The sequence below is a fragment of the Thermus sp. genome (assembly GCF_056332225.1).
The window spans coordinates 88740-103991 of record NZ_JBWGQW010000001.1; the positions used below are offsets into that span (position 1 = coordinate 88740).

Sequence of the window (15252 nt, forward strand, 5' to 3'; positions counted from 1 at the left end):
GCCGGGAGGTGATGGGAAGTGAAGGGAGCGGCTTTGGGCGCGCTGGTTCTTTTGGCGGGCCTTTCCCTGGCCCAGCAGGCGGACTACCGTATGGAGGCCCGGGCGGCCCTTGCCCTCTCCCAGCTGGAGCGGGTGGCCGGGCTGGCGGGGGGGGAGGAGAAGCTCCTCGCCTGGGCCAAGGAGGTGAAGGCCCGGGCGGAGAAGAGCCACGAGGCCAAGGCCTACTTCAAGGTCCTCCGGGAGGCCCAGGCGGCCCTTTTGCTTTACCGGGCCGCCCAAGGGGAGCCGAAGCTTAAGGCCCGGCCCCAGGCCCGCATGGGCTTTCACCACGGCTTCGGCCCGAAGGGCTGGGGCGGGAAAGGCGTGGACCTCAGGGCTCGGGCCCAGGCCGTCTCGGACCGGGCGGAGAAGGAGCTCGCCTACTACCGGGGCCAGGACCCCTTGGTGAAGGACCTGGTGGCCGAGGCCAAGAACCGGTTGGAGAAGGAGCCCGGCCGGGCCTGGATGCTGGCCCGGGCGGCCTTGGCCCTGATCTCGGCGGAGCGGGGCTTCTGAGGCCGCACCGGGATTGACCCATGCGCTGGCCCGTGCTCCTCCTCGCCTTCTTTGGGATGGCCCTGGGGGGGGAGCCCGGGCCTTTTTCGGAGGAGGCCGTCCTCCTGCGCTGCGCCGAGGTGGTGCGGGCCCTCGAGGTCCTGGCCCTCTACCGGGAGGGGGGGGCCACCCTGGTCCTCCTGGGGCGGGAGAGGCCCCTCCTCCTCCTGGCCCTGGAGGGGGAGAGACCCTACCCCCACCTGGGCCCTCCCCGGGGCAGGCCCCTTCCCCGTAGGCCCTTGCCTTTCCTGAGGGAGTTCTCCCTGGCCCGGCGGGTGGTGGTCCTGCCGGGAGAGTACCGCTGCTTCGTCCTCCACCGGGGCCGGGTGGTGGGGGTGGTGCGCCTGGGGGAGGACCTCCGTCCCCTGCCCCTGCCCCAGGGCCCTTGAGGGGGTAGAATGCCCCTCGTATGAAGCCCGCTTTGGGGCCCGGGCTTTATCCCCTTTTAGGCCCCCCGGCCTCGGGGAAGACCCGGCTCGTCCTGGCCCACGCCCTGGAGGCCCTTAGGGCGCGGGGGCGGGTGTGGTGGGTGGGCCTGCCCCACCAGCGCGTTTACGTTCAGGAGCTTTTCGGCAGGGAGGGGCCCTTTTTGGGCCTGGAGTACCTCTCCTTCCAGGCCCTCTACTACCGGGCGCTGGCCGAGGCGGGTTGGCTTCGCCCCCTCCTTCCGGGGGCGGGGCGGGTGGCCCTGGTGGCCGAGGCCCTGCGGGAGCTCCATGGCCCTGGGGTAGCCCCCGGGGAGGCCCGGCTTTTCGCCCGGGCCATCGCCGAGCTCAAGCGCTTCGGGCTTTCCCCCTTCGCCCTGCCCAAGGAGGGGGAGGCGGGGAGGCTGAGGCGGGTCTACCTGGCCTACGAGCGCCTGAAGCGGGGAAGCCTGGATTACGATGACTTCCGCCGCCTGGCGCTCAAGGTTCCCCTTCGCCTCTTCCCGAGGCCGCACCTGGTGGTGGTGGACGGTTTCCGGGAGGTGGGGCCCTTGGACTTGGCCTTCCTCCGGCGCCTGGCCCAGGAGGTGCCCGTGCTCCTTGCCCTCGAGGTCCTGCCCCAGGGCCTAAAGCCCTGGGAAACCCTTCCCCCTAGGCCGGTGCGCAAGGAGGTGTGGCGCCTGGCCAACCCCGTGGAGGAGGCCCGCCACCTCCTCCGGGCCCTGAAGCGGGCCCTGGCCCCACGGGAGCTTGGGGGGGAGGGCCTGGCCCCGGAGGAGGTGCTGGTGGTGGCCCCGGAGGAGCGCATCGGGGGGCTTCTTCTCCTCAAGGAGGAGTACGGCCTCCCCCTGGAGGACGGCCGGGAGCGGGCCCTGGCGGAGACCGAGGACGGGGAAAAGGTCCTGGCCCTCCTGAGCCCCTTCCCCTCGGGGCGGGACCTCTTGGCCCTGGGGTTTTCCGCCCTGGGCCGGCGGGCCTTGCGCCTGGGCCTGGCGGGGGAGGAGGCCCTTAAGGCCCTGGCCGAGCGGGAAGGCCTCCTGGCGGAGTGGGAGGCCTTCCGGGCCCTGCGCGCCCCGGGGCCGGACCCCTTGGCCTGGGCGGAGGAGGCCTTGGAAAGGGTGGGGGTTTCCGCCAAGGAACCCTTCCTCTCCCGCCTCCGCCTGGCCCTCCGGGTGGACCGGGAAAACCCCCTCGCCTGGTGGCGGAGCCTCCTCTTGGACGAGACCCTGCCCCCCGGGGTGGGGCGGGGCGTCCCCGTCCTTCCCCCCTTGCGGGCCACGGGGGTGCGGGCCCGGCGGGCCTACGTGCTGGACTGGGTGGCGGGGCGGTACACCCTGGGGGAGGGGGAGGACTACTTCCTCCTGGAGGAGCTCAGGGAGCGGGGGCTCCTCTCCCGGCTTCCAAGGCGCCTCCGGGGCCTTGACCCCCTCTTCCTCGAGGCGGTGGCCACCCGGGGGGAGGAGGTCTTCCTCCTCTACCCCGAGGCCGGGCCCTCCGGTTCCTACCCGCCCGTGGAACAGGGGCGAAGGCCCGACCCCCTGCCCCCGGCGAGCCGCCTCGAGGCCCTGCCCCACACCCCTTTCCGGTCCCCCTGGCCCTCGGGCGGGAAAGAGCCCCCTTTTCTGGAGACCCTAAGGCGCCTTCTGGAGTGCCCTTTCCGGGCGTACATGGAGCGTTTTCCCCTGCGGGAGGAAGAGGACGGCTTTTCGGGCTGGTCCTTTCTCGCCCGTGGAGGGGAAGGGCTTTGGAACCACCCGGAGGTGGGGCCCTGGCTTGAGCGGCACCGGGCCCACTTGGAGGGCATGCGGTTCTTCGTGCTTTGGGAGAGGGAAGGCTACCGCCTGCGCCTGGACGGGGTGCGGCGGGAGGGGGAGGCTTTGCACCTCTACCGCCTTCTCCCGGCGGGGGCCGAGCCCGAATGGGATGCGCGGAAGCGCTGGACCGAGTGGAAGGCCCTGGAGGAGCTCCTAGACGGCAGGTTCAAGCCCAGGGTGGAGGCGGTGCACCTCTGGGCCTGGCCCTGGCTGGGCGAGCCCGTCCCCTACCGCGGGCGCCCTTTCCGCAAGGGGGATAGGATCGGGCCCCTGGAGGCCATCAAGCCCAGGCTGGAGGAGGCCCTGGCCCTCTGGCAGGGGAGCCCCTTCGCCCCAAAGCCCGGGAGCCACTGCCACCCCTGCCCCTACAAGGACGTCTGCCGGAAGGAGGAGCTGTGAGGCTTTACGTGGCCTCGGCGGGCACGGGCAAGACCCACACCCTGGTGAAGGAGCTCTTGGCCCTGGTGGAAAGGGGCGTTCCCCTAAGGCGCATCGCCGCCGTCACCTTCACCCGCAAGGCCGCGGAGGAGCTGAGGGCCCGGGCCCGGGCGGGGGTGGAGGACCTTCTGGCGAGGGCGCCCGGGGCTCCTTGGGCCGAGGAGGCCAGGCGGGAGGTGCACGGGGCGGTGTTCACCACCATCCACGGCTTCCTGGCGGAGGCCCTGCGCCACGTGGCCCCCCTCCTCTCCTTGGACCCGGACTTCGCGGTGGTGGACGAGCTCTTGGCCGAGGCCCTTTTCCTGGAGGAGGTGAGGAGCCTCCTCTACCTCCGGGGCCTGGACCCGGGCCCCCTCCCCGAGGTCCTCCACCTCCTTTACCGGAAGCGCACCCTGGCCCAGGGGTTCACCCCCCTCCCGGGGGCGGAGGAGGCGGTGGGGCTTTTCCAGGAGGTCTTGGAAAGGTACCGCCGCCGCACCGGGGAAGCCCTGGGGCCCGGGGACCTGGAGGCCTGGGCCCTCCGCCTCCTGGACCACCCCGGGGCCCTAAGGCGGGTGGTGGAGCGCTTTCCCCACGTGCTGATAGACGAGTACCAGGACCTGAACCCCCTGCAGGGCCGCTTCTTCCAGGCCCTGGAGGAGGCGGGGGCGGAGGTGGTGGCCGTGGGGGACCCCAAGCAGTCCATCTACCTCTTCCGCAACGCCCGGGTGGAGGTCTTCCGCCAGGCCCTGGCCCGGGCAGAGGAGGTCCGTTCCCTGGACCGCACCTTCCGCCACGCCCGGGAGGTGGCCCGCTTCCTCAACCGCTTCGTGGCCCTTTTCCCCGAAAAGGAGCGGGTCTTGGTGGCCCCCGAGCGGGAGGAGGAGGGGCGGGTGGAGGTCCACTGGGTGGTGGGGGAGGGGGACCTGGAGGGGAAGCGCAGGCGGGAGGCCGCCCTCCTGGCGGAGCGCCTCTTGGCCTTTCACGGGGAGGGCTACCCTTTTAAGGACATGGCCGTCCTGGTCCGGAGCCGCACCAGCCTTTCCCACCTCGAGGCGGCCCTTCGCGCCCGCGGGGTGCCCTATGGGCTCAGGCGGGGCCGGAGCTTCTTCAACCGCCCCGAGGTGCGGGACCTCTACCACGCCCTGCGCCTCGCCCTCCTGGAGGGGCCTTGGGGACCGGAGGAGCGCCTTTCCCTGCTGGCCTTTCTGCGGGGGCCCTGGGTGGGGCTGGACCTGGCCCAGGTGGAAGAGGCCCTGCGGGCGGAGGACCCCCTTACCCTCCTGCCCGAGGCCGTGCGGGAGCGGCTGCTCTGGCTGAAAGGGCTGGCCGGGGCCAAGCCCCTGGAGGCCCTGAAGGCCCTGGCCCGGGAGGAGGGCTTCCTGAGGAGGCTTTCCCCCAGGGCCCGGGCCAACCTGGACGCCCTGCTCCTCCTGGCGGCCTCCGAGCGCTTCCCCGACCTCGAGGCCCTCCTGGAGTGGCTCAAGGTTCGCGCCCAGGACCCCGAGGCCAGCGAGCTCCCCGAGGGCGCGGAGGGGGTGAGCCTCCTCACGGTGCACGCCGCCAAGGGGTTGGAGTGGCCCGTGGTGGCGGTCTTTGACCTGGCCCGGGAGGACCCCCCCTTCCGGGACCCCGTGGCGGTGGGGCCCGAGGGGCAGGTGGCCTTGCGGGGGACGGAGGCCTTCGCCCGGGTGCGCAAGGCCTGGGCCCAGGCCGAGGAGGAGGAGGGCCTCCGCCTCCTCTACGTGGCCCTCTCCCGGGCCAAGGACGTGCTCTTGGTGACGGGAAGCGCCTCGAGCCGCCCAGGACCCTGGGCCAGGGCCTTCTTGCGCCTCGGCCTGGGGCCGGAGGCCGAGGACCCCTGGGTCTACCGGCACCCCGTGGGGGCGGCCCCCCTCCCCGGGCCCCCCCCTTCCTTTCCCCCTCCTCCGGAGCCCGCGCCCTACGCCGCCCTGGCCTTCCCCGCCCGCCCCCTCCCCCGGGTCTACTCCCCCAGCGCCCACCGCAAGGCCCAGGAGGAGCCCCTTCCCCTCCTCGAGGCCCTGGAGGCGGAACGGGCTCCGGAGTTCGCCCGGGCCCTGGGCACCCTGGTCCACTACGCCATCGCCCGCCATCTGGACCCCGAGGACCAGGGGTCCATGGCCGCCCTTCTCCTCCAGGAGGTGGCCTTTCCCTTTTCCCCGGAGGAACGGGAGGCCCTTTTGCGGGAGGTCCGCCTCCTCCTCCGCCGCTACCGGGCCATGCTGGGGGGCCCCCTTCCCCCTCTGGAGGCCCGGGAGGAGGACCACGCCGAGCTTCCCCTGGTCCTGCCCCTTGGGAAAACGGTCTGGTACGGGGTTCTGGACCGCCTGTACCGGGTGGGGGGGAAGTGGTACCTGGAGGACTACAAGACCGACCGGGAGGTCCACCCGGAGGTCTACCGCCCGCAGCTCGCCCTCTACCGGGAGGCGGTGCGGCGGGCCTGGGGGGTGGAGGCGGAGGCCCGGGTGGTCTACCTCCGCTCCCAGGAGGTCCACCCCTTCTCCCCCGAGGAGCTTAGGGCGGCCCTGGCGGAGCTGGAAAACCCCCCAGGGGAAGCCCTGGGGGGTAGGGAAGGCCAGGCCTAGCGCTTGGAGTACTGGGGCGCGCGGCGGGCCTTGTGCTTTCCGTACTTCTTGCGCTCCACCACGCGGGCGTCCCGGGTGAGGAAGCCCAGGGGCTTGAGCTTCGCCCGGTAGTCGGGGTTGTACCGGAGAAGGGCCCGGGACACCCCCAGCTTGATGGCGTCCACCTGGCCGCTCTTCCCGCCCCCCCTCACGGTGATGTAGGCGTCAAAGCGGCCCAGGGCGTCCACCGCCCTCAGGGGCTCCAGGGCCGCCACCGCGCGCACCAGGCCCTGGAAGTACTCGTTGAAGTCCTGGCCGTTCACGGTGACCTTGCCGCTCCCGGGCCTTAAGAATACCCGGGCCACCGCCTCCTTCCGCCGTCCGGTGCCGTAGTACTGCTCCATCACTTGACCTCCAGCTTCTCGGGCTTCTGGGCCTGGTGGGGGTGGGTGGGCCCGGCGTAGACCTTAAGCCTTTTGAAGAGCCTCCGGCCCAGGGGCCCCTTGGGGAGCATGCCCTTCACCGCGTGCTCCAGCACCCGCTCGGGGTGGGTGGCCAGCATCTTCTCCAGGGGGATCTGCTTAAGCCCCCCGGGGTAGCCGCTGTAGCGGGTGTAGATCTTCTGCTCCAGCTTCTTCCCGGTGACGCGGATCTTGTCGGCGTTCACCACCACCACGAAGTCCCCCATGGGAAGGTTCGGGGTCCAGTCGGGGCGGTGCTTGCCCCGAAGGAGGGTGGCGATCTGGGTGGCGAGCCGCCCCAAGGTCTTGCCCTCGGCGTCAATCAAAACCCAGCGGGGTTCCACTTCCTTAGGTACGTACGTCTTCACCAGGGCCCTCCTTATGGCTTGGGCACAAAGAACCGCTCTTGGCGGGGGATCGGGGGACCCCGCAAGAACGCCAAAGGTTACTTTACCACATCCTTAGGGCCTGGGGGTAGATGTGGTAGGCTGAAGACCCGTGAGCGGGGTTTCCGAGCATCTAGCCAGGTCCAGAAAGTACATTTTCGTCACCGGGGGGGTGGTTTCCAGCCTGGGCAAAGGCATCCTCACCTCTTCCCTGGGGGCGCTCCTCCGGGCCCGGGGCTACCGGGTGACGGCCATCAAGATTGACCCCTACGTGAACGTGGACGCGGGCACCATGCGCCCCTACGAGCACGGGGAGGTCTTCGTCACCGCGGACGGGGCCGAGACCGACCTGGACATCGGCCACTACGAGCGCTTCTTGGACATGGACCTCTCCCGGGGAAACAACCTCACCACCGGCCAGGTCTACCTCTCGGTGATCCAGAAGGAGCGCCGGGGAGAGTATCTCTCCCAGACCGTCCAGGTCATCCCCCACATCACCGACGAGATCAAGGAAAGGATCCGCAAGGTGGCCGAGGAGCAGAAGGCGGAAATCGCCGTGGTGGAGGTGGGGGGGACGGTGGGGGACATTGAGAGCCTTCCCTTCCTCGAGGCCATCCGCCAGTTCCGCTTTGACGAGGGGGAGGAGAACACCCTCTACCTGCACCTCACCCTGGTCCCCTACCTGGAGACCAGCGAGGAGTTCAAGACCAAGCCCACCCAGCACTCCGTGGCCACCCTAAGGGGCGTGGGGATCCAGCCCGACGCCATCGTGCTCCGCTCGGTGAAGCCCGTCCCCGAGGAGGTGCGGAAGAAGGTGGCCCTCTTCACCAACGTCCGCCCCGGCCACGTCTTCTCCAGCCCCACCGTGGAGCACCTCTACGAGGTGCCCCTCCTCCTGGAGGAGCAGGGCCTGGGCCGGGCGGTGGAGCGGGCCTTGGGCCTCGAGCCCGTGATCCCCAACCTCTCCTTCTGGCAGGAGGCGGTCCAGGTCCTCAAGCACCCCGAGCGCACCGTGAGGATCGCCATCGCCGGGAAGTACGTGAAGATGCCGGATGCGTACCTTTCCCTCCTGGAGGCCCTTCGCCACGCCGGGATCCGGAACCGGGCCCGGGTGGAGGTGAAGTGGGTGGACGCCGAGGCCCTGGAGGAGGCGGACCTGGACGAGGCCTTCGGCGACGTGGCGGGGATCCTGGTCCCCGGGGGCTTTGGCGTGCGGGGGATAGAGGGCAAGGTGCGGGCGGCCCAGTACGCCAGAGAGCGGAAGATCCCCTACCTCGGCATCTGCCTGGGCCTGCAGATCGCCGTCATTGAGTTCGCCCGGAACGTGGCGGGCCTCAAGGGGGCCAACTCCACGGAGTTTGACCCCTACACCCCCCACCCGGTGATCGACCTCATGCCCGAGCAGCTGGAGGTGGAGGGCCTTGGGGGCACCATGCGCCTTGGGGACTGGCCCATGCGCATCAAGCCCGGCACCCTGCTCCACCGCCTCTACGGCAAGGAGGAGGCCCTGGAGCGCCACCGCCACCGCTACGAGGTGAACCCCCTCTACGTGGACCGGCTGGAGCGGGCGGGCCTCGTGGTCTCCGCCACCACCCCGGGGATGCGGGGCCGGGGGGCGGGGCTGGTGGAGGCCGTTGAGCTTAAGGACCACCCCTTTTTCCTCGCCCTCCAGAGCCACCCCGAGTTTAAAAGCCGGCCCATGCGCCCCTCCCCGCCCTTCGCGGGCTTCGTGGAGGCGTCCTTAGCTTTCGCAGGGTCCTAGATAAGGTTGCTGTTAATCATCAGGGGGGTTTTCGGCAAAGCGATTGCCTAGAACCTCCCTTATTTTTTCCAGAATAAGCTTACCTCTTTCGTGCAAAAAAGCTTCGTATTGATCGTCCGATAGGATGGGAGGGTGTATTTCCCCGTCAGAGGTGAATTGGATTGGAAACAAAGCGTTCTTTAAGCGATTGTTTGCCACATTTATACCTACCCGATCCTTGAGATCGTGAATGTAGTCCGAAGGATTTCTGTTTGAAAGCCGTTGGTTGCTCTCGCGAGTTAGGGGCACTAAGTTTGCGATGGAGTCTACCTTCTTTCTTCCTCCAAAAGACCGGGGGAAAACGTGATGCATCTCTAAAACATCTGATTCTATCCTGGATCCCGAGTAGAAATCTTCAGGGATAACTCGTCTTAAGAGGGCTTGAATGGCTTTATGTCTGTTATCGCTTTTTGCCAAGTTAACCAAACTTTCCAGGTCGAGTTTAACCGCTGGAAGGTCATCATCTGGGATTTGCCCCTCCTCCAAAAGTTTTTGAAGGCTCTTATAATGGATAAAAATTCTGTAATTTGTAGCCCTAAAACCACTTTGCAGAACGTTCGAGAAAAACCATTGCACCAATTTATCTCGCCTTTCTACAAGGAAGGCTTCTTGTTCCCTGCGGCTTAACCCGGCCAAAACCCCAGCAAGAGCTACCAACTGACTTTCACCAACGTAGTACCTTGGCTCAAGGCCGCATTCGTTTTGCGCCCATTTTATAGCAGAAACCAGAGCTGAGACTGCTTTATCCCAATGCTTACTAATATCTTCTTTGGTGAGCCTAAGTTGTTCACTACGGGAAGGTTCTGTATTCTTCTCAAGAAGGACGATAACCTGAAGGATTCGCTCTCCATCTACATCAAATTGTTTGAGTAAGTGATGGGAGTTTTGCGCCGTTTCGTATAAGTTTCTAAGATCTGGCTCGGGAAAGTAACGCGCAACGGCCAGATCAAAGGTGGTTAAGCGCGTTCCCGTTGAGTTTATTGTTTCAAAAATACGACAAATAGCTTCTATTCCCTCTTGGCCTTCTAGAAGAATGTAAGGAATCTCATAGTTTCGGATAGTTTCAAATATACGATTAACTTTTTGTATCGCTTCCATTGCTCTGTCTTGCTCTTCTCTAAAAAAATCCAAAAAATAGCTAATAACATGCCTTTGTTCTTCTCCCTCGATAACAAGATCTGCACGCACCCACCGCCCATTATTACGGGTTGGATCTTTCGCTCCAGAAAGAGAAGTTTTCTTAATCCAATCCGATCGTTCATCTTCAAATGAGTCATACAATGCTTGTAAATCAAACCAATAAGTTTTTTGGGGGTGGGCATTTAGCAATACACGAACAATAGAGGTCATCCTTTGTTGGCCATCTAGTATAAGTAACTCCTGCCCCTCCGGTACCACATCTTCATCTCCAGAGAGGTTTCCCGAAGAGGTATTTTGCAAGAATGATTCCGAATCATCTACAGCAACCTGAAGAGAACGGGTGCTTAAGCGAACCTCAGGACTAGGTTCTAATAAAAGCAACGAGCCGATGGGGTAATTACGAGCAATAGAGTCAATTAGTAGAGCAACCTGCGCTTCGTTCCAAACAAAATCACGCTGGAATTGAGGGAGTTTAAACTGGCCGATTTTGGCTTTTTTCAACAACTGATTCATTCGGAATGACCCTGTACGCATACCTAAAATAGTGCCACATCGATTGGGGAACCGTCAACGGCTTTGGGCGAACTGCCTCGCCACCCGGCCGGAGAAGCCCCGGGCCAGGGCGAAGCGGAGGGCCTCGGCCTCCTCCTCCGCCTCGAGGGGGCGGCCCAGGTGGTGGGCCACGGCCTTCAGGTAGAGGGCCTGGTCAAAGGGGGGGAAGGTGAGGACCAGGCCGAAGCGCTCGGCGAGGGCCAGGGTGTCCTGAAGGTCGTCCCAGGCCTCGGGGGCCTCCCCGGGGAGGGGGTTTTTCCCTAGGCGCACCAGGTGGCGGCGGTTGGAGGTGGCGAGGAGGAGGACGTTCTCCGGCGGCCCCTCGAGGCTCCCCTCCAAAAGGGCCTTCAGGTGGTGGAAGGCCTCGTCCTCGGGGTCCAAGGAGAGGTCGTCCAGGAAGAGGAAGAAGCGGTGGGGGAGGAGGGCGAGCTTCTCCAGGAGGACCTCGAGGCGGGGGAGGGCCCCCTTCTCCACCTCCACCATCCTCGCCCCCTCCAGGTGGAGGAGGCCCTTGGCCGCGGTGCTCTTCCCCGTGCCCCGGGCCCCGTAGAGGAGGGTGTGGAGGGCGGGCCTAGCGGAGAGGAAGCGCCGGGCGTTGGCCTCGAGGGCCTGAAGCTGGGCCTCGTAGCCGATGAGCTCGTCCTCCCGGGGGAGGCGGGGGTGGGGCAGGGGGTGGAGCTCCCCGTCAAAGCGGAAGGCCCGGTAGAGGGCGAAGGGCCAGGGGCCGTGGGCCTTTAGGACGGCCACCAGGGCTTCCGGGTCGCGGGCGAGGAGGGCCTTTAGCGCCCCTTCCTCCGCCGGGTGGGGGGGCCGCTCCCCCAGGCTTCCCAGGGGGGATTCCGCCCTAAGGCGCTGGAGCTCGGCGAAGAGGGCCTCGAGGTCCCACCGCACCAGGTCCAGAAGCCCGGGGGTGGGCCTCAGGGCCCGCCAGGCCCAGGGGGCCTTGAGGAGGGCCTGGGCCAGGGCGTAGCCCCAGGGCTCGCCCTGGGGGAGGTCCAGGGAAAGGAGGTCCGGGGGCCGCTTGGGCAGCTCCATGGGCCCCATCATAAGGGCTTCCCCCGGGGGTTTCCCCGGGGGCTTTGGTGGGCCGCACAGGACTCGAACCTGTAACCCACCGATTAAGAGTCGGTTGCTCTACCGGTTGAGCTAGCGGCCCAAACGCCAAAGGCTAGTGTAGCCTTCCTTTTTTCCGCTGTCAAGGGAAGCGGTAAAGGAGGGCCCGCCCCCTTTCCACGCGCACCTTTAGGGGCCCCAGGGCCTGGTTTTCCAGGGTGCGGGTGGTGGCCCGAAGAGGGGTGGGGGGGAGGTTCCACCGGGCCCCTTCCACCCCCAGGATGGCCTCGGGGAAAGGGAGGAGGCTGAAGGGGCTTCCCGGCTCCAGGGGAAGCTCGTGGACCCCGGGAAGGAGGGGTAGGGCCCAGGCGAGGCCGTCGGTGAGCTCCACCCGGCACCCCCTTTCCGCCAGGAGGAAGGCGAGCTCCAGGTGGGCCAGGGTGTGGTCCAGCCTCCCCCCCAGGGCCCCAAGGCCAAGCACCTCCTCCGCCCCAAGCTCCAGGGCCCTCCGGAAGAGGGCCTCCCCGTCGGTGAGGTCCTTGTCCCGGGGAAGCACCTCCTTGGGGGCCTTTAGGTCCAGCCAGGGGGGGCTAGAGTCCATGTCCCCAAGCCAAAGCTCCAGGGGAAGCCCCAGGGCCGGGGCGTGCCGGGCCCCCGAGTCCGCCGCCCAGAGGCGAAAACCTTCCAGCCTTTTCCTTAGCCCCTCCGTCACCAGGAGGGGCCCCCCGAGGAGGAGGGCGAGCCTCATCCTTCCAAGGCTACCGCCTGGGCGGGGTCCAGGTGGAGGCCCACCCCTTCCCCCTCCCTGGGGCCCTCGGGGGCCTCGAGGTAGAGCCTGACCCCCTTCACCCGCACCCAAAGCCCCACCCGGGGCCCGAAGAAGAGGCGCTCCTCCACCACCCCCTCCAGGGGGCCTCCCAGGGCGAGGGCCCTTGGGGGGAGGAGGTGGGCCTTGGGGGGAAGCCCCAGGGCTTGGCTCTCCTCAGGGGAGAGGAGGTTCTTGTGCCCCAGGAAGCGGGCGGCCCAGAGGTCCTTGGGGCGGGCGTAGACCTCCTCGGGCCTCCCCACCTGGACCAGCCGCCCCTCCTTCAGCAGGGCCACCCGGTGGGCGAGGAGAAAGGCCTCCCCCTGGTCGTGGGTCACGAGGAGGGCGGTGACCCCCTCTTCCTTGAGGGTCCTCCTCAGGAAGAGGAGGAGCTCCTCCCGAAGCCTCAGGTCCAGGGCCCCCAAGGGCTCGTCCAGGAGGAGGAGGCGGGGCCTAGGGGCCAGGGCCCGGGCCAGGGCCACCCTCTGCTGCTCCCCGCCGGAGAGCTCCTTAGGGCGCTTCCTGGCGTGGGGGGTGAGCTCCATCCTTTCCAGGAGCTCCTTGACTCGGGCCTCCCGCGCCTCCTTGGGCCAGCGGGCTTCCACCAGGCCGAAGGCGACGTTTTCCTCCACGGTGAGGTGGGGGAAGAGGGCGTAGTCCTGGAAGAGGAAGCCCACCTTCCGCCTTTCGGGGGGAAGGGGGGTGAGGTCTTCCCCCAGGAAGCGCACGAAACCCCCATCGGGCCTTAGAAGCCCGGCGATGAGCCTGAGCAGGGTGCTCTTCCCGCTTCCCGAAGGCCCTAGAAGGGCCAGGGTCTCGCCCTCGGCCATGGAGAGCCCCACGGAGAGGCTAAAGCCGGGAAAGGCCTTTTCCAGGTGAAGCTCCAGCACCCTCCCATTAAACCGGAAGGGCCCGGGCAAGCGCCCAGGTCCCTTTACCGGGGTCCCCGTGCTGGCTTGGGCCAGCGTGGGGTGGGGTTACTTCAGGCCGAGCTTCTTCCGCTCCTCGTAGACCTGCTGGGGCGTGAGCTTCTTGTCGCGGAGGGCCTTCACCTCGGCCGCGGCGAAGGGCTTGAAGTCCTTCACCTTCTTGTCGTCCCCCCAGGCGGTGGCGATGTGGTTGAGGACGGCGGCGATATCCTCGTCCTTGAGCTGGGCGTAGGCGGGCATGTTCCCGCCATACTTCATCCCCTTCACCTGAATCTGGCCCTGCAGGCCCCAGAGGAGAACCTTGACGAGGTACTCCCGGCCCCCCTCTTTGGAGAGGATCTCCGCCACGTGGCCCGCGAGGGGCGGGAAGGCCCCGGGGATGCCCTGCCCGTTCGCCTGGTGGCACCCCGCGCACTGGGCGTAGATCTTGGCGCCGTCCGCCTGGGCCAAGGCCAGGCCGCCGAGAAGGAGGAAAACCATAAGGGTCCGCTTCATCTTTACCCTCCGGGGTATAGGGTAGTTTGTCCCTGCTTTCCCGTCAAGGGGTGTACCTTTAGCCTGGCTTAAGCCATCTACCCCTTGGGGTATAAAACGGCAATGCTTGGATAAGGGAAGGGGGTTTGTGGATAAGTACACAGAGGTTTGCGCCCTAGGCTCTTGATTTTTCCTTGACCCGCGAGTATGGTACAAATGTCCTTGGGTGTACCCAGGCAGAGTGGAGTATGTACGCATACCGGGTACTTTGGACGCTCCTCCTGATGGGCCTGGCCTTGGCGGCCCCGGACTTCGGCCGCTGGTATCCCCTGCCCCAGGCCCAGGCCCTGGCCCAGGCCCACGGGCGGGTGGTCGTGGTCTACTTCCACAGCCCCCGCTGCCCCTACTGCGACCAGATGAACACCTTCGTCCTCTCCGACCCCGCCGTAAGCCGCCTTTTGGAGGAGCGCTTCGTGGTGGCCTCCGTGGGCACCGAGACCCCGGAGGGGCAGGAGCTTGCCCGGCGCTTCCGGGTGCCGGGGACCCCTACCTTCGTCTTCCTCGCCTTCCGCAAGGGGGCGTGGGAAGAGGTGGGCCGGCTTTTTGGCAGCCGGCCCCGGGCGCAGTTTCTGGAGGAGCTGCGCCAGATGTGTGCCAAGGGAGGTGCGTGTGAATAGGCGAGCGTTTCTCAAGGCTACCGGAGCGGCCCTAGGGGCCGGGGTCCTCTTTGGGCTTCCCGTGAGGGCCCAGGGCCTCGAGGGCGAGGACCTGGCCAACTTGGAAAAGGCCCTGCAGGAGACCCTGGGCAAGGGCTTCAAGGACCTCACCCCTTCCGATCTGGTGAGGCTCACCATGCCCGCCATCGCCGAAAGCGGGGCCAACGTGCCCGCCGAGGTGGAGGTAAACCTGCCCTCGGCCCAGATCAAGGCCGTCCACCTCTTCGCCGACAAGAACCCCACCCCCCGCCTGGCGAGCTTCATGCCCATGAAGGCCCTGCCCTACTACGCCACCCGGGTGCGCCTGGCGGAGACCACGGCGGTGCGGGCGGTGGTGGAGACCCAGGACGGGAAGCTCCTTCTGGCCTCGGCCAGCACCCGGCTCACGGCGGGCGGGTGCGGTTAAGGAGGTGAGCCATGGCGATTCGCGTGATCGTGCGTCTAACCCCGGCCAAGCCCAAGGCGGGCGAGGAGTTCAAGCTCCAGGCGGTGGCCCAGCACCCCAACGAGCCCGGCACCCGCCGGGACGCCGAGGGGAAGCTCATCCCCGCCAAGTACATCAACCTGGTGGAGGTCTACTTTGAGGGGGAAAAGGTGGCGGAGGCCCGCCCCGGCCCCTCCACCAGCGCCAACCCCCTCTACGGCTTTAAGTTCAAGGCGGAGAAGCCCGGGACCTTCACCGTCAAGCTCAAGGACACGGACGGGGACACGGGCGAGGGCGCGGCCAAGCTGGAGCTGGCCTAGGGCGGGCGCCCGGGTCTTCCCGGGCGCCCTTAGGGAGGTGGTGTATGCGAAAGGTAATGCTCTTGGCGCTTCTCCTCCTCCATCCCGGGCTCGGTGCACATCTACGCCGGGAAGGTCCCGGACCGCTTGCGCGAGCTCCCCAAGGGCAAGGAGTCCCTGATCCTCTGCAACTCGGGGGGCGTTTCCGCGGTGGTGGCGGCCTTCCTGCAGGCCAAAGGCTACAAGAACGCCAAGAACATCGCCCACGGCTTCAAAGGCTGGCTGGACGCCGGCCTTCCCATAGAGGGGGTGGATGATGAGGAAGCTTTTCGCCCTTTTGGCCCTCCTGGGCCTGGCCTCCGCCCAGTCCCTGGTGG

The 15252-nt window shown here is 67.1% G+C and carries 15 protein-coding genes, 1 tRNA gene and 1 pseudogene; 9 read left to right on the forward strand and 8 right to left on the reverse strand.

The window, feature by feature from the left end; translation table 11 throughout:
* Positions 1 to 18: 18 nt before the first annotated feature.
* The 4 genes from AC01Y6_RS00570 to AC01Y6_RS00585 are packed head-to-tail and all read left to right on the forward strand — an operon-like array spanning position 19 to position 5856.
* Entirely contained in the window at positions 19 to 555 is a 537-nt protein-coding gene (locus AC01Y6_RS00570; RefSeq protein WP_347241760.1) for a hypothetical protein, read from the forward strand.
* 20 nt (positions 556 to 575) lie between these two features.
* Positions 576 to 983 carry a hypothetical protein gene (locus tag AC01Y6_RS00575; RefSeq protein ID WP_347241761.1) on the forward strand — a complete coding sequence of 136 codons (408 nt, stop codon included), beginning with the start codon at positions 576 to 578 and terminating at the stop codon, positions 981 to 983.
* A 20-nt stretch (positions 984 to 1003) separates the two neighbouring features.
* Positions 1004 to 3232, forward strand: a complete 2229-nt coding sequence (locus tag AC01Y6_RS00580; RefSeq protein WP_476669777.1) for a PD-(D/E)XK nuclease family protein — start codon at positions 1004 to 1006, stop codon at positions 3230 to 3232.
* Complete coding sequence (locus tag AC01Y6_RS00585; protein WP_476669779.1) at positions 3229 to 5856, forward strand: UvrD-helicase domain-containing protein; 2628 nt, start codon at positions 3229 to 3231, stop codon at positions 5854 to 5856. Before AC01Y6_RS00580 ends, AC01Y6_RS00585 begins: the two co-directional genes overlap by 4 nt.
* On the opposite strand, the gene rpsI is transcribed toward AC01Y6_RS00585, so the two are convergent.
* Positions 5853 to 6239, reverse strand: a complete 387-nt coding sequence (gene rpsI, locus AC01Y6_RS00590; RefSeq protein ID WP_347241763.1) for a 30S ribosomal protein S9 — start codon at positions 6237 to 6239, stop codon at positions 5853 to 5855. The two genes, AC01Y6_RS00585 and rpsI, sit on opposite strands and share 4 nt — an antisense overlap.
* Positions 6239 to 6664, reverse strand: a complete 426-nt coding sequence (rplM, locus tag AC01Y6_RS00595; protein ID WP_347241764.1) for a 50S ribosomal protein L13 — start codon at positions 6662 to 6664, stop codon at positions 6239 to 6241. The genes rpsI and rplM overlap by 1 nt, the downstream gene beginning before the upstream one ends.
* A 130-nt stretch (positions 6665 to 6794) precedes the next feature.
* On the opposite strand from rplM, the gene AC01Y6_RS00600 reads away from it, so the two are divergent.
* Positions 6795 to 8444 (forward strand): CTP synthase, encoded by a 1650-nt coding sequence (locus AC01Y6_RS00600; RefSeq protein ID WP_476669780.1) that lies wholly within the window; start codon positions 6795 to 6797, stop codon positions 8442 to 8444.
* 12 nt (positions 8445 to 8456) lie between these two features.
* Here the strand turns inward: AC01Y6_RS00600 and AC01Y6_RS00605 are convergent, their stop codons facing one another.
* From AC01Y6_RS00605 to cycA, 6 genes are all read right to left on the reverse strand, one after another.
* On the reverse strand, positions 8457 to 10136 hold the full coding sequence (locus AC01Y6_RS00605) for a GmrSD restriction endonuclease domain-containing protein (protein ID WP_476669781.1): 1680 nt from the start codon (positions 10134 to 10136) through the stop codon (positions 8457 to 8459).
* Between the two features lie 54 nt (positions 10137 to 10190).
* Positions 10191 to 11210: a DUF815 domain-containing protein gene (locus AC01Y6_RS00610; protein WP_476669782.1), complete on the reverse strand. Its 1020-nt coding sequence runs from the start codon at positions 11208 to 11210 to the stop codon at positions 10191 to 10193.
* A 45-nt stretch (positions 11211 to 11255) separates the two neighbouring features.
* Positions 11256 to 11331: transfer RNA gene (locus AC01Y6_RS00615), tRNA-Lys, on the reverse strand.
* A 39-nt stretch (positions 11332 to 11370) separates the two neighbouring features.
* On the reverse strand, positions 11371 to 11976 hold the full coding sequence (locus AC01Y6_RS00620; protein WP_476669784.1) for a thiamine diphosphokinase: 606 nt from the start codon (positions 11974 to 11976) through the stop codon (positions 11371 to 11373).
* Entirely contained in the window at positions 11973 to 12923 is a 951-nt protein-coding gene (locus AC01Y6_RS00625; protein WP_428720158.1) for an ABC transporter ATP-binding protein, read from the reverse strand. The genes AC01Y6_RS00620 and AC01Y6_RS00625 overlap by 4 nt, the downstream gene beginning before the upstream one ends.
* 87 nt (positions 12924 to 13010) lie before the next feature.
* Entirely contained in the window at positions 13011 to 13457 is a 447-nt protein-coding gene (gene cycA, locus AC01Y6_RS00630; protein ID WP_476669786.1) for a cytochrome C-552, read from the reverse strand.
* A 227-nt stretch (positions 13458 to 13684) separates the two neighbouring features.
* On the opposite strand from cycA, the gene AC01Y6_RS00635 reads away from it, so the two are divergent.
* The 4 genes and pseudogenes from AC01Y6_RS00635 to AC01Y6_RS00650 form a co-directional block, all read left to right on the forward strand.
* Positions 13685 to 14113 (forward strand): SoxW family protein, encoded by a 429-nt coding sequence (locus tag AC01Y6_RS00635; protein ID WP_476669787.1) that lies wholly within the window; start codon positions 13685 to 13687, stop codon positions 14111 to 14113.
* Complete coding sequence (gene soxY, locus AC01Y6_RS00640) at positions 14106 to 14558, forward strand: thiosulfate oxidation carrier protein SoxY (RefSeq protein ID WP_347241484.1); 453 nt, start codon at positions 14106 to 14108, stop codon at positions 14556 to 14558. The genes AC01Y6_RS00635 and soxY overlap by 8 nt, the downstream gene beginning before the upstream one ends.
* Positions 14559 to 14569: 11 nt before the next feature.
* Positions 14570 to 14896: a thiosulfate oxidation carrier complex protein SoxZ gene (soxZ, locus tag AC01Y6_RS00645; protein WP_428720160.1), complete on the forward strand. Its 327-nt coding sequence runs from the start codon at positions 14570 to 14572 to the stop codon at positions 14894 to 14896.
* A gap of 81 nt (positions 14897 to 14977) precedes the next feature.
* Positions 14978 to 15184, forward strand: a pseudogene (locus AC01Y6_RS00650) (rhodanese-like domain-containing protein); the annotation flags it as partial.
* Positions 15185 to 15252: the final 68 nt, after the last annotated feature.

Coding starts and splice junctions, on each gene's coding strand:
- AC01Y6_RS00575 (WP_347241761.1), top strand. CDS start 576: ATGCGCTGGCCCGTGCTCCTCCTCGCCTTCTTTGGGATGGCCCTGGGG.
- AC01Y6_RS00580 (WP_476669777.1), top strand. CDS start 1,004: ATGAAGCCCGCTTTGGGGCCCGGGCTTTATCCCCTTTTAGGCCCCCCG.
- rpsI (WP_347241763.1), bottom strand. CDS start 6,239: ATGGAGCAGTACTACGGCACCGGACGGCGGAAGGAGGCGGTGGCCCGG.
- AC01Y6_RS00605 (WP_476669781.1), bottom strand. CDS start 10,136: ATGAATCAGTTGTTGAAAAAAGCCAAAATCGGCCAGTTTAAACTCCCT.
- AC01Y6_RS00610 (WP_476669782.1), bottom strand. CDS start 11,210: ATGGAGCTGCCCAAGCGGCCCCCGGACCTCCTTTCCCTGGACCTCCCC.
- AC01Y6_RS00620 (WP_476669784.1), bottom strand. CDS start 11,976: ATGAGGCTCGCCCTCCTCCTCGGGGGGCCCCTCCTGGTGACGGAGGGG.
- cycA (WP_476669786.1), bottom strand. CDS start 13,457: ATGAAGCGGACCCTTATGGTTTTCCTCCTTCTCGGCGGCCTGGCCTTG.
- AC01Y6_RS00635 (WP_476669787.1), top strand. CDS start 13,685: ATGTACGCATACCGGGTACTTTGGACGCTCCTCCTGATGGGCCTGGCC.
- soxZ (WP_428720160.1), top strand. CDS start 14,570: ATGGCGATTCGCGTGATCGTGCGTCTAACCCCGGCCAAGCCCAAGGCG.